Below are 18,198 nucleotides of genomic sequence, written 5' to 3'. Positions count from 1 at the left end.
CGATTTCTCCAAAATCTCTAAAACCAGTGTGAGGAATTTCCCCAACTTTGGGGTTAGTGATGATTCTAGGACAAAAATAGGTTATCCCCAACCTGGGGAAAAGATTGTGGATAACTTACACAGTTGTAGTTTAAGGGGGTAAAAAGGGTATAGCGTGCAAAAACTCATTAAAAACAGAAAGTTTTTAAAATAGATAATTAACATCTTACATCTTTGTAATTTTTGTAAGTTCCACAGGTTTATTAAGCGGGGGAAAAAATAGTGGTCATAACCACTGAATAACTATTTGACCTGGCTAAGTGCTATGCGTAGGCTTGCTTATGTTGTCTAATCCCAGGTTACAAACCTGGAACCTAAGAGACCGGAGCTATTCATTCCGGTAAGCGAAGAACATTTAGGAGAAATAAAGTGACAAAGCGGACTTTTCAGCCGAATAACCGTCGCCGAGCCAAGAAACACGGCTTTAGGGCGAGGATGCGTACCCGCGCAGGGCGAGCCATTATTGCTAATCGCCGGAATAAAGGACGCAAGGAACTCTCGGCTTAGAGCATGTTGCCCCAGGCCAATCGCCTGAAAAAATCAGCCGATTTTTCCTTAGTGTTTCGGCGGGGAATAAGCGTCGGAAATCAACTAATGGTGGTGCACCACCTACCCGACCAGTTTGGCACTGCGGCGCCGCTGGTCGGTTTCGTTGTACCTAAAAGGTTCTTGCCTAGGGCAGTTGATCGTAACCGAGTTAAACGGCGCCTTCGGGCACTTAGTGCTAGTCGCCTAGAAAATCTAGGCAGCGGAAGCCTAACCGTGATTCGCGCTCTGGGGAAATCAAAAAATGCTTCCTACCTGCAGCTAGGAGCGGCTTTAGACCAAGCCTTGAGTAAGGTAAAACAAAAGGGGAAAAAGTGAGAGGAAAAATCGCGAAGCGGGCGCTGATATCCCTTGTCGGTTTTTATCAGCGCCGTATTTCTCCCCTATTCCCGCCGCGCTGTAAGTATTATCCCAGCTGCAGTAGCTATGCGCTCTCCGCGCTGCAGATACACGGCGCCCTTAAAGGCGGGCTGCTCGCCGGTTGGCGGATTCTGCGCTGTAATCCGCTTTCAGATGGAGGAGTGGATTACCCTCCACAAAAGGGACAGTGGAAAAGCGCGCCCTATCACCAGATGACTTTAAGCGAACTCCAAGAACATTGGGCGAAGATAGATAATGCAGCCCTCCCGAGCCCGGTAAAACAGTAAAGGAGCAAATCCATGTTGCTAAGTGCGCAGATGCTTGCGGCATCTACCCAACCCACTTCGGGTGGTTGGTATGACACCGTTTTATACCCCTTCAAGTGGGTGACTGCCTGGGTACTGGTAGGGATCCACAAGGGCTTAACTTTGCTGGGCTTGCCGGAAGGTCCCGGTGCTACCTGGGTGCTATCAATTGTGGTACTCACGATTTTTGTGCGGCTACTAATAATTCCCCTGTTTATTAAACAGATAAAATCCACCCGGGGAATGAGCGCTATTCAACCCCAGATGAAAGCGATTCAAGAAAAATATAAGGGGCGCAACGACCAGGTCTCTAAGCAGCAGATGAGTCAGGAAACCATGGCTCTGTATAAAGAATATGGTGTCAACCCGATGGCATCCTGTTTCCCGCTGCTGATTCAATTACCAATTTTGGCGGCTTTGTACCGGGTGCTTTGGCAAATGCCTTTGATTGCCAAGCATCCTGGAGCCCATATTGGGGGATTTGATTCCACCCTGGCCGCGGAAATGGATAAATCTACAGTATTTGGGGTTTATCTTTCGGATACTTTCACTAACACCGCCTCCAACCCTACCGCGACTAAAACACTGATTATTGTTTCGGTGCTGCTCTACGGCGGATTGATGTTCTTCCAGCAGTTCATCAATATGCGGCGCAATATGAACACTTCCAATCCGCAGCAAATGCGGATGATGAAGATGATGGTTTATGTGATGCCCCTGATGACCGCTTGGTTCGGTTTTATTGTGCAGATCGGGGTGCTGGTTTACCTGGTAGTGACGATGGTGGTTAGTTTTGTTCAACAGATTTTTGTTATGCGCTATCTGCCTACTCCCGGCTCCCCCGCTCATGACGCCCAAATGCAGCGTCACCAGGTTAAATACGATAAATTTAAAGAGGAAACGCTGAAGGAATACAACCAGAAGCTTTCCGAAATGGGGCTAAGCGGCGAGGACGTGAATAAAGGTTTGCGGCTAGAAGTCAAAGCTGATCGTAAGGGTAATGAGGATCCCTTTGAAGAGGTGGAAAATGGTGAGGTACTGCGTGAAGGCGTGGCTCTCCATAAAGAAACCCAGGATCGGTTGCATAAGAAAGCGCAGGACCTGGAGCTAGAAGAAAAACCGCGGAAACCGGCGAAACAGTCCCGGATGATGTCGGCCTTGCAAAAAAAGGCCGAAGAACAACAGGAAGGGATGAAGCCCGGGGTGCGCAATGCCCAGGCACAACCTAAACGGCTCACCCGGGCGCAGCGGGATGCGCAAGCTAAACGGCGTCGTCAGGGCGGCGGGCTTAGCGAGCAAGAAAAAGCGAAACGCCGCCAGGCGCGCAGGAAGAATAATGACGGTAAAAATCGGCGGAAGAACCGATAGGATCATTGCAGGTAGTTAAGAGAGGAATAACAATCATGAGCGAAGAGGAAGCCCCAGACCGGGTAACAGCTTTAGAAGAAGAGGGCGATATCGCCGCTGACTATTTAGAAGAACTGCTTGATATTGCAGATTTGGGCGGAGATTTAGAAATCGATGTGGAACACGATCGTGCCAGTGTAGATGTGGTGGCGGATCCCCAAGATGTTTCGGATCTGAAGCGTCTGGTAGGGAAAGAGGGCGAGGTTCTAGAAGCATTACAGGATTTAACCCGCCTGGCAGTTTCCCAAAAGACGGGAGAACATTCTCGCTTGATGCTGGATATTGTGGGCTACCGTGAGGAACGTAAACAAGAGTTGCGGGCTATTGCCGAAGAGGCGATTACCAAGGCAAAAACCAGCGGGGAACCGGTTCGCCTGGAGCCCATGAATCCTTTTGAGCGCAAAGTGTGTCACGACGTAGCGGCTGATGAAGGCGTATATTCTGGGTCGCAAGGCCAAGCTCCGAACCGGGCAGTAGTTATTTATCCGACTGAAGCCGGTCCGGAATCAGAAGAAGAATAGTTATACCGACCTGCTGGCTTTTATCAGCTAGCTGGTTTGTTTTATTGGGTTGGGTTTAGCTATGTCGCCAGTAGATTCTGAGGTTGCGTTACCGAGTGAGAGCGTAAAAGAGTTTTTTGGTTCCTCTTTTGCGAATATGAATCGCTATGCACAGATGCTGGCAGACCAGGGTGAGTTGCGGGGACTACTAGGTCCACGCGAACTTCCGCGGCTGTGGCCGCGGCATCTTCTAAACTGCGCGGCAGCCGAAAAGTTCTTGCCGCTGGGCAGAAATGTGACGGTAGCCGATGTGGGTTCCGGGGCAGGATTACCGGGAGTAGTATTAGCTATAATGCGTCCTGACCTGCAGTTTTACTTGATTGAACCGCTTGCGCGGCGCAGTAAATGGCTAGAGGAAGTAAAACAAGAGCTGCAACTAAAAAACGTCGAAGTATTGCGTTCCCGCAGCCAAGATCTACCCCCCGATCAAAAGTTTTCGGCGGTTACCTCCCGAGCGGTAGCCAGTCTCAAGAAATTAGTGCGCATCTCAGGCAAACTGGTGGCTCCCGGAGGCAGGATGCTGGCCATCAAAGGCGAGAAAGCTCCCCAAGAACTGGCTGAAGCTCAGGAAGAACTGATGGCAGCTAAGCTAGAGTCGGCGCATATAGAGGAAGTACCCTCCCTAATGGATGATTCGATAACTCGAATAATCATGGCAACAAAACGCGGTTAAGTGGCAAGCTGCTTACTACTCTTTTTGGAGGCATAATGAGCAAGCATCGATTAGCAGATGCAGACATGGTGGAGCAAGCGGATAGCGGAACCGATAGCGGCGCGACTAGACGTTCCCTTAATCCCAGCGGAACCGATACCTTGCCCGCGCCTGAAAAGCCTCGGGTGATTGCGGTAGCAAATCAAAAAGGCGGCGTCGGCAAGACTACTACGGTGGTAAACCTGGCGGCAGCGCTGGCTTTGGGTGGCTTAAAAGTTTTGGTAATCGATGCTGACCAGCAGGGAAACGCTTCTTCCTCTCTGGGATTTCGTCACCTCGCTGAAGATCAGCTTTCCCTCTATGAGGTGATGACCGAGGGCGCGGCCCTGCGCGATGCACTGGTTCAAAACGAAAAAATCCCAAATCTGTGGGTAGTGCCGGCCTCCATGAATATGGCCGGTATCGAACTAGAGTTGAACGAGCGAACTAATTTTCAACAAATTCTCGCCGATGCAGTACACCAACTATTAAATAGCGGAGAACACTTCGACTATATCTTTATTGATTCTCCCCCTTCCCTGGGGATTATGACGGTTAATGCACTGGTGGCCGCGCAGGAAGTGCTGGTCCCTTTGCAAGCAGAATATTTAGCTTTGGAAGGGCTTACGCAGCTGACAAAAACTATCGACATGTTGGTAATAAGGCTTAATCCTGACCTGAGATTTACCGGTATTTTGCCCACTATGGTTACCACCAACACTTTGCTAGGTAAAGGGGTTTTAGAAGAGGTGCGCGCCTACTACGGCAACATAGTTATGGAAACAATTATTCCCCGTAACGTGGCCTTGGCGGAGGCCCCCTCGCATGAAGAATCAATTTTGACTTACCAACCGGCTTCTAAAGGTGCAAAATGTTATTTAGATGCCGCATATGAGTTAGTTAGTCGCGAGGAGAAATCGTAATGACGCGAAAGAAACATTTAGGGCGCGGATTATCTGCACTGATTCCCACGGAGCCAGCAGAAACTAAACCCGCAGAAGTAGCAGCAGATACTGACTCACGTCCTGCGGATATCTTTTTCGGTGGCCATGGGCACTCCCCCAAAGGCGGATCTGCTAAAGAACTTTTAGAGCCTCGTAAAATTGTTTCACGTGAAACATTGCGTAACAGCCGACCAAAGGAGACAACTAAAAAGGGAGACAGTTCAAACGGTCGCCAACGGAAGTCGGCAGTTTCGGAGAAACCACAAAAAGTAGGTGTCACTGAGGATGTTTCACGTGAAACATCTTTGGTGCCAGTGCCGGGCGCAAAACTGGAACTGATTGCAGTTAAGAAAATAAATCCCAACCGCTCACAACCTCGCCAAACTTTTGATGAGGACGAAATTGCAGAACTGGCAGCTTCGATTAAAGAAGTTGGACTATTGCAACCGATTGTGGTGCGCACCGATCCCACTGACAAGAACGCCTATGAATTGATCATGGGGGAACGGCGGCTAAGAGCCTGCCAGTTGGCGAAGGTGAAACAAATTCCCGCGATTGTGCGTGAAACCAGCGATAACAAGATGTTGTTGGATGCGTTGATCGAAAACTTGCATCGAGTTGAACTTAATCCTTTAGAAGAAGCTGCTGCCTATCAGCAGTTGATGGAGGATTTTGGTTGTACTCAGCAGGAACTTTCTCGGCGAGTGTCTAAGTCGCGGCCGGCTATAACTAATGCGCTACGACTTCTCCGGTTGCCAGCCAGCGTACAACCGAAAGTTGCTGCCGGAGTGCTTTCGGCTGGGCACGCCCGCGCCTTATTGGCGGTAAGTGATCCGGGGGATCAAGAATATTTAGCGGATCGGATTATCGCTGAAGGTCTTTCGGTGCGTTCTACTGAAGAAATTGTGGCACTGGGAAATGTGCGGGGATCGGTGCGGCGACGGGCGACCTCTTCGCGGAGCAAGCCTAATCTTTCTGCTAGTCAAGAGATAGCGCAGGCACGCTGGACCGATATTCTCGATACCCGGGTAGTTATTAAACCAGGCAAGAAAACTAGCAAGTTAGTTATTGAATACGCTGATGAAGAAGATTTAGCGCGAATTACGAAGCTGTTAGAAAAGGCTAGTGGCGAACGTTAGTTAGCGGGGAAAAACCAGTCAGTTCTGCGGAATCAACAAGGTTAATAAACCAGGATCTAGCTAAACTCGAAACCTTGTGATTCGTAGGAATAAATTAATTGATGCAAAAACTTGGTTAGGCGCGGGCGCCGCGGGCGGCTGCCGCCCGAGTAATCACCTCAATTAGTTCACCGAAACCTAAATCAGTGTGCGCCGCTAAGGGCCAAAGAGAAGTATCGGTCATACCGGGAACTACATTTGCGTCAATAAACCATGGGTTACCAGCCTTATCCACAATCATGTCGATGCGGGAAAAATCTTCTAACTCCAGAACCCGGTGACAGTCTAAAGCCAAGGAACGGATGCGGTCATCTAGCTCAGCTTCTAAAGGCGCGGGCACGAAATATTCGGTGCGTCCGGTTAAATAGCGAGCATCAAAGTCGTATCTGCCCACGTCAGTGCGGATTTCTACAGGAGGTAGGGCGCGGGGAGCTCCGGCTTCTTCTACGATAGAAACCGAGATTTCTCGCCCAGGGACAAAGCGTTCAATTAAAACTTCATCGTCATAGGCGAAGGCGTTTACCATCGCAGTGCGCAGCGCTTGTTCATTTTCCACATAGGTGATTCCCATTGCCGAGCCACCCCTAGAAGGCTTAACCATTAAGGGATATCCCAAGCGCCGAGAAACCTCGCTCAGCAAAGTATCTGCCCCCACCTGCCGAAATAGCATTTGCGGGAGGGCTACTGAATGTGGAGTCGGCAGTCCGTTCTTTTCTACCACCGATTTTGCTACCGGTTTTGAAAGCGAAATCCGACAGCCCTTGGGTCCGGTACCCACATAAGCCAAGCCGCTTAACTCTAATAAATCCTGTAGGGAGCCGTCCTCGCCTTCGCGTCCGTGAATTATTGGCCAAACTACATCGGGGGAGAAGTCACTTAGGGAACTAAGTAGATCTCGGTCGAGTTCCAAAGTCTGCAGCTGGTGACCATATTGGCGCAGTTGGGTGGCCACTCTATTTGCCGAACGCAGCGAAACTTCCCGCTCGTGAAGCTGTCCTCCGGTAATAATCGCAACCTTCAAGCTTTTACTTTCAGTCATGGCTCTTACCTTTCTGCTGGGAAGCAAATAATTTAACTAGCCCCATTTCCCGATGCACCACTTTGGCTAAACGGCGCACGCCCTCACGAATCTCATCTTCTGGGGGATAGCAAAACGCTAGGCGGATATTTTGGCGACCTTCATTAGAGGCATAAAAGGCGGTGCCGGGAGTATAAGCCACCAATTCGCTAACTGCCCGGGTGAGCATAGCTTTGGAATCTAGTCCTTCGGGCAAAGTCAGCCAAGTGTAGAAACCACCTTCGGGAACTGTCCAGTGACATTCCGGCAGGTAATCGGCCAGTGCCTCGAGCATGGCGTCGCGGCGTCCTCGATACATTTGCCGGTAGGAGTCAATCTGTCCGCGCCAATCATAGTCGCGCAGGTAGGCGTGGATTGCCATTTGACCCACCATGGAGGGCGATAAAATCGCAGACTCGGAGGCCACCACCAGTTTGTCCCTGACCGCTGGGGGCGCGTACGCCCAACCAATCCGAAAGCCCGGAGCGAAGATTTTAGAAAAAGAACCAAGGTAAACTACCAGGTCAGGGGCAAGTTCCACCAGGGGGGTCATAGTTTGTCCCTCAAAACCTAGAAGACCATAGGGGTTATCTTCTAAAATCAGCACCCCATATTTGCGGCACAAATCCACCAATTCTTTGCGTCGCGAAATCGACATCGATACCCCAGCAGGGTTGTGAAAATTGGGGATAGTGTACAGGTACTTTATGCGTTTGCCTTCCGCGCGCGCCTGCTCAACGGTGCGGGCGAACTCGGAGGGGATCAACCCCTGATCATCAAGAGCAATATGGCGCACATCCGCTTGGTAGGCATTGAACACCCCGAGCGCTCCCACATAGGAGGGCGACTCGGCTAGTATCACGTCTCCCGGCTCAATAAAAAGCTGTGTGACCAGGTCTAATGCTTGTTGAGAGCCGGTGGTAACTACCACCTTATCGGGGTTGGCGTGGATCCCTTCTTCGGCCATTACTTCGGTTATAGCTTCGCGTAGCGGCGCCCAGCCTTGACCGCCGCCATATTGCATCGCCTGTTCGCCGTGTTCAAGCACCAGTTGCTGGGCACTATTGGCCAGTTTTGCTAGCGGCAGATCATGAATATTGGGCATCCCGCCTGCTAAAGAAACCACTTCCGGGCGAGAAACCACTGAAAAGAGGGCGCGAATTTCGGATTCACGCAGGTTATGAGCTCGCGCAGCATAGGAATCCTGCCATAAATCCAGATGGGTTCCTTTTTCTTGCGCGCTCATTAGCTTCTCCTTTGCTAGATTAATAGCCATTTTCCCACGAAGAAGCGAGGCTACCAAAGCCGTGACCATCAAAAGAGCAAAATTAAAGTAAAAATTCTCTACTTGCCGCCTGCAGAATCAAGTTCTTCTTGATGGTGTTTTCCGCGTTGGCTGCGCAAATACCAGGTAAGGGTGGCAAAGAATGCCACTAGAACCACTAGCAGTAGGGGCAACAGAAAGTCGGGGAGGGCACCGGCTACCTGGGAAATGCGGGTTTCTAGCGATACCTGCTGGGAGGGGTCAAGTAAAGAGTTAGCGTTGGTGCCGCCGGTAATTAGTAAAAATACTCCTACCGCCACAAACACTAAGCCGGCCAGTAGCGAGCCCCAGGTGGTTTGGCGTCCTAAAAACCGGAGAGGACGCGGGTGAAATAGGCGCTGTTGGCGGGCAGTGAGCGAACCCCAGATTAGGGAAAGTAGGGCAACGGGGGTGAACATTCCTAGCGCATACCAAAACATTAGGATGCCGCCGCGAACACTGGAACCGGTAAGGGTGGCCGCCGAAAGCACTGCCCCTAAGATCGGACCGGTACATCCAGATCCAGCGAGGCCGTAGGAAATTCCGAAAAGGAGAATCCCGGCGATACTAGGACGGGTCGCGCCACCTAAAGCCCGAGGTAGAGGCAGTTTAGGTAAGGGGAGAGCGAATACTTGGGCTAGACCTAAAGCTAAAATTACCCCCCCGGCTATGAGAGTAACTAGGCGAGAGTGGGCGAGTAGCCAACCCCCGAGGCCTCCAGCGGCAAAACCTAGGGGAACCAAGGCAATGATTAGCCCGACCAGGAACACTAGGATTCGCTGTAGGAGACGGCCGCGCTCCTCAAAAGCGCAAGCGAAAAAGGCCGGTAGTAAGAAAGCTCCGCAGGGAGCTAGGAAGGTAACCAGGCCTCCCAGGTAAGCAATCGTAAAGTTAATAGTCATGGGAGATTACTTCGCGTCCTTCAAAGCAATTTCAATCGTTTGTAGAAAACTTTCCGCAGGTAGAGCCCCGGTAATGTAATAGTTATTGATGAAAAATGCCGGGGTGCCACCAAGGCCGGCTGAGTGAGCACGCGCGCTTTCTTCCTCCACTATTTTCGCAGCTTCCGGAGAGTTTAGATCTTGATTGAAGCGTGCGAGGTCGCTAACTCCGCTGGATTTAGCCACTTGAGTGACCAGCTCCTGATCCCAGGTAATATGACCATTGCCTTGTTGACCAGCCAAATTGGTGGCGGCAATCAAGAACTCCCAGAACTTGCCCTGTTTAGCGGCCGCAATTGAAGCGGCTCCCGCCAGATCCGAATGGTAATCCCGGGCGAAAATCGCCAAGTTGTTGAACTCGATCCGCAGGGTCCCGTTATCTATATAGGGTTTTAGCTGGGGAAACACCGTGGATTCATATTGGTAACACATGGGGCAAGAAAAGTCTGAAAACTGAATCATGGTTACCGGAGCCTTGGGGTTACCAATCGCCCGGGCATCGTCCTTATTGGAGCGATAAAAAGACTTAATAAGCTGCTTGCCCTGTTCGTCGCTAATCAGGTTAACCCCTTGAGGTAACTGTTGGTCACTTTGTGCGCCTTGGCTACTAAGCGAGGACGCATCGGTGCCGTTGGTGCTGGTAGCGTCAGTTTTGCTCGAACCTAGATAGTAGGCGATAAAAAATACCAGCACTAAGAAGGAAACCGCCAGTAAACTTAAGACAATAATGGCTGCCGGCTTTTTCTTGGGTTGCTCTGTGGCAGGGGGTTGACTCATTAACCTATTCCTCTCTTTGCTTCTAGCCTAAGGGAGAAAAGCGGAGGGAAGCCAGTTAGTTAGAGCACGTCACGCCGTTGCAAATAGCGCATCGCTAACCATCCCAGGGGCGCGCGCATCCAGAAGGTCAGTAAGCGATACAACAAGGCTCCGGACAGCGCAATCGCGCCTGGTACCCCCGCTACCTGCAGCCCGGCAGTCAGAGCGGCCTCTACGGGTCCCAGCCCTCCCGGGGTGGGAATCAGGGAGCCTAAAGTGTTGGACACCAGGAAAGTAACCGTAATAATGGCAATCGGCAGGTGGTAGCCGAAAGCTGCCACCGCGCAATAAAAGGCGGCTAGCTGCAGGCTGGTTTGTAGCAGGCATCCCAGAGCAGTCAAGAACATACGCCTAGGACTAGAGGTAATCCAGATTAGGCGCGGCCATACCTGATAGAAGGAAGGTTCGATTTTTTCCCAAATCCATTTACGCACTTTGGGGAGGGCGAAGGCGGTTACTAGCAAAGCGACAATCACTAGGACTGCGCTCACCATAGTCGAAGACGGTAACCGCACGTTCATAGAAGTGCCGGTGAACATCACCATTATCGCCAGTAGCGCCACGGTAATCACGAATTGGAAGAGCTGCATTAGGGAGACGGTAGCTAAGGCAAGGGCGCTGGTCATATTTTTCTTGGTTAAATACCGCAGGTTTAGGGCTCCTACCCCCAAGCCTGCCGGCACCACCAGAGAGGTGACCGAACCGGCGATTTGCAGTAAAAATAGTTCCCGATAACCTAGGCGATTTGGGGTTACTGCCTGCAGGGATAGCGCTTGCCCGCTGCTCATAGCGATGGCAAAAAATATTCCACCCCCGATCCACCAGCCGTTAGCGGTAATAATCGTGGCGTAGATTTCTTTAAAGTTCAGCGAACCTAATACTACTAAGACTGCCGCTACTCCCAGCGCAGTGAAGATTAGCGAAGACCAAGAGAACCTGCGCAATTGGGCACGGGGAACAGTTGCTGGGTCGGTGTGGCTGCTGACTAATAGTTCTTGCCGCAAGTTGGCAAGTAGGGAGGTTTTTCGTACCTGCTGTCGGGTTGAATCTGGCAATGCCAAAGTTTGCAGTACCGGCACCATAGCTTCTATTTGAGAAGCGGGCAGCACCTGCCGCATGGCTTTGACTGCCCGATCTTCCCCCACTAACAGGCTGGTTAACACTAGAAGTTGTACCTGGTCAATGAGGATTGACATTCGGGAGGCCGCGACTTCCCCCTGTGACCAGTTAAGAAAATAGGGAAATCCATCGGATCCTAAACAAAGATTTTCGGCACTGATATTGCGGTGGGCGAGCCCTCCTTGATGAGCGTGTAGCAGCTGGCGCCAGGCGGAAGTGATTTGTGCATCAGAAATATCTGCAGAACCTAGAGAACTAAACGGTCTTAGGGCAATGTCGTCCTCGAAAATATTGAGCATCGTGGTGCCAGAGTGGGCGAGGCCGTGGTAGGGACGCGTTCTCACTTGCGCCCGGGTGGTCATCGCCCCCATTAGCGCGGTGTATTCCCCGTTTTGTCTCACGGTGCTGGCAGTTGACTTCGAAAAAGAGCGCAACCGTAGGTTATTCCAGATTCCCGTGATCCAGGTGGAGAGGCGGGAATCTCCATCGGTAGCCACCATCCGGTAGCGGCGGGAATCCTCAGAGATCACGCTATAAACCCGGTCAGCAGATCCGGCGGTTTCCCCCTCGGATTTTAGATCTTGACCGGCAAAAGTGGCGAGCTCTAAAACTGGGTCTCGGGGCAGACTTTCCCGTTTCATTTCCCCAAGTGGCAGCAGGGAGCCAGTTTCGGTAGTAAAAGTTACTTGTTCAACGCAAAGCAGATCCCCCTCGGTAGGTGGGTCTAGACGCAAGATTCGCCGGGGAGTAATCCCCACTCGGGTTAAAGCCCAAATCAAGGAAGATCCGCTAGGGCGATAGTTACGAACCCCCCATAGGTAGCGTCCTATGCACCCGGTGAAAGTACCTAATAGTACGGTGATTAGCGCCGAAGGTAAGGTCATCCGGCCTTGGAGGACTGCCAGGGCTAAGATTGCCCAAGTTATTGCCCATAGTATCCGTACGAGCTGGTCACGTCGGCGTTCCCCGGCCATAGTCATCATTGCCACTACCGCGGTAAAGGGAATGGAAATCGCCACTATCGAGCCGCCCACTGCCCAGACTTTTAAGGCGTTTGAAAACACGTAGGGGAGCGCCGAAATCAAGGCGGAAGCCCCTAAAGCGACCATTCCCCCCACAACCGCGGTAAAAGCTGCTTGGAAGGTGCGCAACCATTGCCCCCGCAGCGCCAGCATAATCAGTAACGCCACCGGGGCTACCAGGATAAATAGATTCTGCAGCATGGAGAGGGGCAGTAGCAGAATCTGCGCCAAAGTGGTGTTGATAAAAACTTTAGTTAAATCTTGGGCAACCGCCTGCGTGGTGGCGTGGGCATAGATAGCCATCAGCACCACCAGGATGATGGCTGCCAGGTAAAGTCCGGCGCGTGCCAAGTCATCTATGCGACGCAAACGCGAGTTTTTGGCGTCAACTATTTCGGTGAGGTGCTGATCCTGCTGAGGACTGGCAGTATCTCCCGAAATACTCATGCCTTGATTCTATGCAATTAACTTAGATGTGACCTTACGCCCAGGGCGGGTTTTTGCTTGCCAGGGCACTAGCGCCCTCGTCTAGGATGAAGACAGTTGATTATTTTATTTCAGGAGGGCAGATGTTAGGGTTCGTGGCTGCTACCGGGGTGCTAGATTACCTCACCGATCCCAACCTTTTGCTTAACACGCTTTTAGCGCAGCTTGGTGGCTGGATGGTGGCTGCTGTCGCCCTAATCGTTTTTATCGAATCTGGGGTGCTGTTCCCGGTACTTCCGGGTGACTCCATGATTTTCGCCTTGGGAATTTTGCACAACCGGATACCGGGAGTACCGGAATGGCTGACTTTCCTAGTCCTGTTTACTGCTGCTATTTGCGGAAACCTGGTGGGCTATTGGCTGGGTCGCAAATACGGACGGCGGCTATTTAAAGATGACGCCCGCTATTTATCAACCGAAAATATGCATAAATCCGAGGAGTTTTTCCGCCGTTACGGTGGGGTGGCGCTAGTTTTAGCCCGTTTCGTTCCCTTTGTTCGAACATTCGTGCCGATCATTGCCGGGATTGGCAAGCAAAATTACCGTACTTTCTTGATCTGGAATATGCTCGGCGCGGCTCTGTGGATCGGGGTGTTTATGATCGCGGGAGTGCTGCTGGGGGATATCCCGGCAGTGGCCAATAACGTAGAAATAATTGCCCTCGCGATCGTAGCCATCTCGGTGGTACCTATGGTATTCAGCTATTTCAAGGCGCGCTCGAAGAAAAAAACTGCAGGCAAATAGGGAGACGACAGCCGGGCAATAGCTAGCGTTTGCTTGCGCGGGGCTGGCTTAAAAGCTACGAAGTAGGCGAGTTATTGGTCGCGTTCAATGGCGACAACTTCGTATCCGGCGTCCTTAACGGTGTCGAGGATAACCTGATCTTCGATCTCGTAGTCAGTCAGGATGGTCACCTGGCTGGGTTCTTCGGTGCGCAGCAATACTGACACCTGCTTCACCTTATCTAGACTCTCCAGGGCTTCACTTATGTGCTCTACGCATTTATTGCAGGTCATGCCGGTGACCGAAATATCGATAGTGCGATCAGTGGCTTTCTTATTGGATTGCTTTGCTGAAAAAAACCCCATAGTATCCTCTTCTGGTATTTTGATGTGTTCTGCTTGAATTCTAGTCGGTAGCTTGCAGTTTGCAATGAGTTCAGCTGTTTATGAAATCCACAAAATTTAAGACGGGGCAGGAGATTGAGGGAATCTCCTGCCCCGTACCTAACCAGAGAACTGCTAAGGCCAGTTCCCAGTGGCCTTAACCGTTCATTAACGACCTGGTTAGGGCAATGGCGCCACCTGCGCCAATCAACCCAAGAACCGCGATTGCGGCAATCGTGCCGAGCCCACCCATGCGGTCAACCACACTGGGATTGGCAGCTCGAGCCGCGGCGGGCGCCGAAGGCGCTGCCTTGGGTGCTTCTACTCCCTGAACTTGACTGGCGGTCCCATTGCCAGTTGCTTCCTTCGCGCCATCCGACGCCTCTTGAGCCGGTTTAGCGGAGTTGTTCGCGGAAGTAGAAGGATTATTCGCTCCACTTGCGTTATTGGAGGATGAAGTATTAGTCGGAGCTTCCCGGAAACGAACCGGACCGGGAACAGTTACGGTACGGGTGTTTTCCCGATACTCAACTACGGTACGCACCGGAGCCGGTTGCGGTTTAGCTTGGCTGTTAGTGCTTTGCTTAGTAGTCTGCGAGCCGGGTTGTTCCGCAGCGCGCGGTTCGGGCTTCTTAGAGGAAGCGTCAAGAGTTGGCGCCTGGCGTTCAACTGTCGGAGCTGTTGGAACCTCGGGAACATCCGGATGAGCCGGCTCAGTGTCCGGATCAGTCGGCGTGGGAGGTGCCGGGCGGGTATCTAGTACCTTAAAGTCGCCATCTGCCGGCGCCCGGAACTGGTGCAGGTCTAGGTGCGGATTTACGGTTTGCCGTACTGCCTGCGGGTTAACCACCATCTTCTTGATCTGTAGGTACTTGTCAAAAGCATTGTTGTCCAACACCGTGGCGAAGTCGTAATCGCAACCGGCGTTAACTCTCAAAGCTCCGTATAGCTCGTCCTCTAGCTGGACAAAAACCCAGCCGTAAGTGTTCTTGACCGAAGAGTTGAACTTATAGGTGCCTGCCAACCCGGAACCGGATTCTGCAACCGCTTCTTTAATGTAGCGATCGTTGGTGTCAGCGCTGGAATCGAAAATGTACATATAGCCGCCACCATTGGGATTCCGGTAGCTGTCACGGCTGGGGAAGGGGCTCTGGTCAGAGTCAGAAACAGTAAGGAACCAGTCTTTGCCAGCGGGGAGGTTGCGAATCTCCACATTTTCATAGCCCAGCTGACTTGAGTCGATGCAACCGCTTAAAAACTTGGGAGTGTTCGCCACTGAGGTGGATACATTTACTTCGCGAGCTGGCGATTCACCTTGCAGGTTACCGGCTGCTGCGACCGCTAAGAGACCGGCGGGAATCAAGGCCGTTGCGCACACCCCAGATACCAGGGTCTTGGCGAAGTTCTTAAGTCTCATTGTTCAATCCCTCATCTATCGCGGAGCCGTTATTGGGAACGCTCCATTCATTTGGTACCACTAATAATCTTACCGCATGGTCACTAAATTGCCAGCTGAAAATAATCTAATCTAAGTGAGATAGCTCACATAAGGCTTTAACCTTGGTAAATGTATCTACTATTTGCCTAAAAATTCCTAGATTCTCGGAATTATTCCGCTAGATACTCTACTTACCACCTGGTAAGTATTAGTTTTCAAGTAGCTTTCCGGTAGCCAGTTCGGGGGCATAACCAATATAGGTTTGGGGGGTGAGCGCCGCCAGCCGGGTCTGCGCGTCCTCAGAAAGCCCTAATGAAAGTACGAAGTCTCTCATGGCTGCCTCATCAACTTTGCTATCTCGGGTGAGCTCTTTCAGTCGCTCATAGGGGTTATCCATCCCGGGAGTGCCCGCCAAGCCTTCTACCCGCATCACCTGTTGCACTGCCTCTCCAAGCACCTCCCAGTTCCGGTCAAGGTCGCGCGCCATCACTTGATCGGCAACATCTAGCCCCCTAAGGCCGCCTGAAAGGTTGTAGAGGGCGAGCAGGGAGTGCCCGATAGCCACCCCAATATTGCGTTGGGTAGAAGAATCGGTAAGGTCACGCTGCAGTCGGGAAGTCACCAGGGTTTGCGCCAAAGTTTCCAGCAATGCACAAGAAATCTCCAGGTTGGCTTCTGCATTTTCAAAGCGGATGGGGTTGACCTTGTGCGGCATAGTGGAGGAACCAGTCGAGCCTTGCGCCGCCAAGTTTTGGTGGAAGTAGGCCATCGAGATGTAGCTCCAGCAGTCAGTAGCCAGGTTATGCATAATCAGGTTTGCCCGAGCCAGGTCGCTATAAAGCTCACTTTGCCAATCGTGAGATTCAATCTGGGTAGTAAGCGGATTCCAGGTTAACCCCAAATGTTCCACAAATGATTTCGCGAGCTGCGGCCAGTTAGCCCCGGGTACCGCCACTTTATGTGCGGCCCAAGTTCCGGTAGCCCCATTGATCTTGCCTAAATATTCGGTATTTTCAATCCGGCTAATCTGCCGGCTCAACCGATAGGCGAACACCGCCATTTCTTTACCGAGAGTAACCGGGGTAGCGGGTTGGCCGTGAGTGTGCGCCAGCATCGGCACCTCAGCTGCCTGGGCAGCGAGTTCACCTAGCTGCTTGACCAGATCCTTAGCTTTAGGCAGCCACACCTTTTCTACGGCTCCCCTGATGCCAATCCCGTAGGCCAAGTTGTTGATGTCTTCGGAAGTACAAAAAATATGTACGGCGGCCAGGTAGCGAGGTAGGGCAGTTTCCCCTAAAACATCTCCGGCGCGGCGCAGCCGTGCTTGCAAGAAATACTCGACTGCTTTCACGTCGTGTTTGGTTTCCGCTTCGATTTGTTTCAGCTCTGCCACTTCGGCCTCGCCGAAGTTTTCTATCAGGGAGCGCAGGTAGCGTTTCTCGTCCTCATTAAAAGGCTCGACCCCCGCAAGTACCCGGTTTTCGGCCAGGAAAATCAGCCACTCTACCTCTACTAAAAGCCGGGCACGGTTAAGGGCGGGTTCGGACAGGTAGTTGGTCAGGGCTGCTACGTGGGAGCGGTAGCGTCCATCTAAGGGCCCCAAAGCAGTGTCGGTTTGTGCGAAATCAAAACAGTTATCAAGCAGGGTTTGCATAAGTCCTATTATGGCACGCTAAATAAAGGAGTGGTTACCGGCTCGAAGCTGGGAAAATGAACCCCTAAAATCCGAGCGCAGCCGGTGTACGTACTTGCCAGCCACGCCATTTTGAAACAAACGGGCAGCAAATGGCTTAAAGGAGCAAACTTAGCTTATGACTAAGGTTAGATTTCGCCAGGCACTCGCCGGGCTTCCCGCTTATGTTGCAGGCAAAGGGGACGCCGGAAAAGTAGTTAAACTCTCCAGTAACGAGCTACCTTTCCCACCCGCTTCAACGGTTATTGAGGCAGGTGAGCGGGCATTAGCCACCGCTAACCGCTATCCGAGTGCAATTGGTAGTGCCCTGGTGGAAAAACTGGCTGCCCGCTTTGGGTTGGATCAAAACCAGGTGGTAGTGGGGCCGGGATCGATTCAGGTACTCGCCAATGCGCTGACCGCGGTGGCGCAGGCAGGCAATAACGTGGTCTACCCTTGGCGTTCCTTCGAGGCCTACCCGATATTGGTGGGGATTACCGGTGCCTCCTCCCGGCAGATTCCGCTAAATAGCCAGGGTGGTCACGATTTGAACGCAATCATGGGGGCGGTAGATGAAGAAACCGCGGCGGTTATTCTCTGCAGTCCCAATAACCCCACCGGCCCTTCCCTCTCGGCGATGCAGGTTCGCGAATTTTTAAGGGCTTTGCCCCAAACAGTCTTGGCAGTCTTGGATGAAGCCTATTTTGAGTTCGATACGTCTGCCGGGCATGTCGATGGAGCGGCTTTGCTCGCGGATTTTCCTAACCTTTTGGTGCTGCGCACTTTTTCTAAAGCCTACGCTTTGGCCGGGCTGCGCTGCGGTTACGGTTTAACTAGCCCCCAGGTGGCGGCAGCGATCCGCAAAGTAGCAACTCCCTTTGGGCTATCAGCAGTATCTGAAGCCTGTGCGTTGGCGGCATTGGAGGCAGAGGAAGCCCTTCGCCAGCAGGTAGCTGAGGTCTGTGAGGAGCGAGAGCGAGTATTAGCTGTGCTGCGCCACGATGGTTGGAATATTCCCGAAGCGGGTGGCAACTTTATTTGGTTCGGCGGGCAGGTAGGCGCGCAAATCCAGGAGGCAGCGCTCTCGCAGGGGGTACAAACCCGCGGTTTTCCCGAGGGCGTGCGGGTAACTATCGGTAGCCGCGCAGAAAATGATCAGTTCTTGGCCGCGATTAGGGAAATAAAACCTAGGTAACTCGCTTTTGCCTG

18 protein-coding genes are annotated in these 18,198 nt (G+C 52.0%); 10 read left to right on the top strand and 8 right to left on the bottom strand.

Annotation, left to right across the window (positions count from 1 at the left end):
* The first annotated feature begins 408 nt into the window (after window positions 1–408).
* From rpmH to KO216_RS09590, 8 genes are all read left to right on the top strand, one after another.
* Window positions 409–546: a 50S ribosomal protein L34 gene (gene rpmH, locus KO216_RS09620; RefSeq protein ID WP_083378387.1), complete on the top strand. Its 138-nt coding sequence runs from the start codon at window positions 409–411 to the stop codon at window positions 544–546.
* Between the two features lie 3 nt (window positions 547–549).
* Window positions 550–903 (top strand): ribonuclease P protein component, encoded by a 354-nt coding sequence (gene rnpA / locus KO216_RS09685; protein WP_215523978.1) that lies wholly within the window; start codon window positions 550–552, stop codon window positions 901–903.
* Window positions 900–1,232, top strand: a complete 333-nt coding sequence (gene yidD / locus KO216_RS09615) for a membrane protein insertion efficiency factor YidD (protein WP_215523977.1) — start codon at window positions 900–902, stop codon at window positions 1,230–1,232. The genes rnpA and yidD overlap by 4 nt, the downstream gene beginning before the upstream one ends.
* Before the next feature lie 12 nt (window positions 1,233–1,244).
* Complete coding sequence (yidC, locus tag KO216_RS09610; RefSeq protein ID WP_215523976.1) at window positions 1,245–2,618, top strand: membrane protein insertase YidC; 1,374 nt, start codon at window positions 1,245–1,247, stop codon at window positions 2,616–2,618.
* Between the two features lie 35 nt (window positions 2,619–2,653).
* A complete protein-coding gene (locus KO216_RS09605) occupies window positions 2,654–3,178 on the top strand; it encodes a Jag family protein (protein WP_215523975.1) in 525 nt (174 codons plus the stop codon).
* 61 nt (window positions 3,179–3,239) lie between these two features.
* The gene (rsmG, locus tag KO216_RS09600; RefSeq protein ID WP_215523974.1) at window positions 3,240–3,890 is read left to right on the top strand and encodes a 16S rRNA (guanine(527)-N(7))-methyltransferase RsmG; all 651 of its coding nucleotides are present in this window, start codon (window positions 3,240–3,242) and stop codon (window positions 3,888–3,890) included.
* A gap of 35 nt (window positions 3,891–3,925) precedes the next feature.
* The gene (locus KO216_RS09595) at window positions 3,926–4,831 is read left to right on the top strand and encodes a ParA family protein (RefSeq protein ID WP_251452050.1); all 906 of its coding nucleotides are present in this window, start codon (window positions 3,926–3,928) and stop codon (window positions 4,829–4,831) included.
* Entirely contained in the window at window positions 4,831–5,991 is a 1,161-nt protein-coding gene (locus KO216_RS09590; RefSeq protein WP_215523973.1) for a ParB/RepB/Spo0J family partition protein, read from the top strand. The genes KO216_RS09595 and KO216_RS09590 overlap by 1 nt, the downstream gene beginning before the upstream one ends.
* Before the next feature lie 115 nt (window positions 5,992–6,106).
* On the opposite strand, the gene KO216_RS09585 is transcribed toward KO216_RS09590, so the two are convergent.
* From KO216_RS09585 to KO216_RS09565, 5 genes are all read right to left on the bottom strand, one after another.
* Window positions 6,107–7,069 carry a D-alanine--D-alanine ligase family protein gene (locus KO216_RS09585; RefSeq protein WP_215523972.1) on the bottom strand — a complete coding sequence of 321 codons (963 nt, stop codon included), beginning with the start codon at window positions 7,067–7,069 and terminating at the stop codon, window positions 6,107–6,109.
* Window positions 7,062–8,333 (bottom strand): aminotransferase-like domain-containing protein, encoded by a 1,272-nt coding sequence (locus tag KO216_RS09580; protein ID WP_215523971.1) that lies wholly within the window; start codon window positions 8,331–8,333, stop codon window positions 7,062–7,064. The genes KO216_RS09585 and KO216_RS09580 overlap by 8 nt, the downstream gene beginning before the upstream one ends.
* Before the next feature lie 98 nt (window positions 8,334–8,431).
* Window positions 8,432–9,292, bottom strand: a complete 861-nt coding sequence (locus KO216_RS09575; RefSeq protein ID WP_215523970.1) for a cytochrome c biogenesis CcdA family protein — start codon at window positions 9,290–9,292, stop codon at window positions 8,432–8,434.
* Window positions 9,293–9,298: 6 nt separating this feature from the next.
* Window positions 9,299–10,108, bottom strand: a complete 810-nt coding sequence (locus tag KO216_RS09570; protein ID WP_215523969.1) for a DsbA family protein — start codon at window positions 10,106–10,108, stop codon at window positions 9,299–9,301.
* A 59-nt stretch (window positions 10,109–10,167) separates the two neighbouring features.
* The gene (locus KO216_RS09565; RefSeq protein ID WP_215523968.1) at window positions 10,168–12,735 is read right to left on the bottom strand and encodes a lysylphosphatidylglycerol synthase transmembrane domain-containing protein; all 2,568 of its coding nucleotides are present in this window, start codon (window positions 12,733–12,735) and stop codon (window positions 10,168–10,170) included.
* 122 nt (window positions 12,736–12,857) lie between these two features.
* On the opposite strand from KO216_RS09565, the gene KO216_RS09560 reads away from it, so the two are divergent.
* Window positions 12,858–13,517, top strand: a complete 660-nt coding sequence (locus tag KO216_RS09560) for a DedA family protein (protein ID WP_215523967.1) — start codon at window positions 12,858–12,860, stop codon at window positions 13,515–13,517.
* 71 nt (window positions 13,518–13,588) lie between these two features.
* Here KO216_RS09560 and KO216_RS09555 read toward each other — a convergent pair whose 3' ends face one another.
* The 3 genes from KO216_RS09555 to purB all read right to left on the bottom strand — a co-directional run bounded on the left by KO216_RS09555 (window position 13,589) and on the right by purB (window position 16,971).
* On the bottom strand, window positions 13,589–13,861 hold the full coding sequence (locus KO216_RS09555; RefSeq protein WP_215523966.1) for a heavy-metal-associated domain-containing protein: 273 nt from the start codon (window positions 13,859–13,861) through the stop codon (window positions 13,589–13,591).
* Window positions 13,862–14,036: 175 nt separating this feature from the next.
* Entirely contained in the window at window positions 14,037–15,296 is a 1,260-nt protein-coding gene (locus KO216_RS09550; protein WP_215523965.1) for a hypothetical protein, read from the bottom strand.
* A 229-nt stretch (window positions 15,297–15,525) separates the two neighbouring features.
* Window positions 15,526–16,971 (bottom strand): adenylosuccinate lyase, encoded by a 1,446-nt coding sequence (purB, locus tag KO216_RS09545; RefSeq protein ID WP_215523964.1) that lies wholly within the window; start codon window positions 16,969–16,971, stop codon window positions 15,526–15,528.
* A 157-nt stretch (window positions 16,972–17,128) separates the two neighbouring features.
* On the opposite strand from purB, the gene hisC reads away from it, so the two are divergent.
* Window positions 17,129–18,184, top strand: coding sequence for a histidinol-phosphate transaminase (hisC, locus tag KO216_RS09540; protein WP_215523963.1), 1,056 nt, complete (start codon window positions 17,129–17,131; stop codon window positions 18,182–18,184).
* Window positions 18,185–18,198 lie beyond the last annotated feature (14 nt).

The sequence above is a fragment of the Varibaculum prostatecancerukia genome (assembly GCF_943169825.2).
Taxonomy (GTDB): domain Bacteria; phylum Actinomycetota; class Actinomycetes; order Actinomycetales; family Actinomycetaceae; genus Varibaculum; species Varibaculum prostatecancerukia.
The sequence above is the reverse complement of the archived record's forward strand: the minus strand, read 5'-3'. Positions and strand labels throughout refer to the sequence as shown.

Excerpts from the sequence above, each read along its gene's own strand:
- rnpA (WP_215523978.1), top strand. The coding sequence starts at position 550 with ATGTTGCCCCAGGCCAATCGCCTGAAAAAATCAGCCGATTTTTCCTTA.
- yidC (WP_215523976.1), top strand. The coding sequence starts at position 1,245 with ATGTTGCTAAGTGCGCAGATGCTTGCGGCATCTACCCAACCCACTTCG.
- KO216_RS09605 (WP_215523975.1), top strand. The coding sequence starts at position 2,654 with ATGAGCGAAGAGGAAGCCCCAGACCGGGTAACAGCTTTAGAAGAAGAG.
- rsmG (WP_215523974.1), top strand. The coding sequence starts at position 3,240 with ATGTCGCCAGTAGATTCTGAGGTTGCGTTACCGAGTGAGAGCGTAAAA.
- KO216_RS09595 (WP_251452050.1), top strand. The coding sequence starts at position 3,926 with ATGAGCAAGCATCGATTAGCAGATGCAGACATGGTGGAGCAAGCGGAT.
- KO216_RS09590 (WP_215523973.1), top strand. The coding sequence starts at position 4,831 with ATGACGCGAAAGAAACATTTAGGGCGCGGATTATCTGCACTGATTCCC.
- KO216_RS09585 (WP_215523972.1), bottom strand. The coding sequence starts at position 7,069 with ATGACTGAAAGTAAAAGCTTGAAGGTTGCGATTATTACCGGAGGACAG.
- KO216_RS09580 (WP_215523971.1), bottom strand. The coding sequence starts at position 8,333 with ATGAGCGCGCAAGAAAAAGGAACCCATCTGGATTTATGGCAGGATTCC.
- KO216_RS09575 (WP_215523970.1), bottom strand. The coding sequence starts at position 9,292 with ATGACTATTAACTTTACGATTGCTTACCTGGGAGGCCTGGTTACCTTC.
- KO216_RS09570 (WP_215523969.1), bottom strand. The coding sequence starts at position 10,108 with ATGAGTCAACCCCCTGCCACAGAGCAACCCAAGAAAAAGCCGGCAGCC.
- KO216_RS09565 (WP_215523968.1), bottom strand. The coding sequence starts at position 12,735 with ATGAGTATTTCGGGAGATACTGCCAGTCCTCAGCAGGATCAGCACCTC.
- KO216_RS09560 (WP_215523967.1), top strand. The coding sequence starts at position 12,858 with ATGTTAGGGTTCGTGGCTGCTACCGGGGTGCTAGATTACCTCACCGAT.
- KO216_RS09555 (WP_215523966.1), bottom strand. The coding sequence starts at position 13,861 with ATGGGGTTTTTTTCAGCAAAGCAATCCAATAAGAAAGCCACTGATCGC.
- KO216_RS09550 (WP_215523965.1), bottom strand. The coding sequence starts at position 15,296 with ATGAGACTTAAGAACTTCGCCAAGACCCTGGTATCTGGGGTGTGCGCA.
- purB (WP_215523964.1), bottom strand. The coding sequence starts at position 16,971 with ATGCAAACCCTGCTTGATAACTGTTTTGATTTCGCACAAACCGACACT.
- hisC (WP_215523963.1), top strand. The coding sequence starts at position 17,129 with ATGACTAAGGTTAGATTTCGCCAGGCACTCGCCGGGCTTCCCGCTTAT.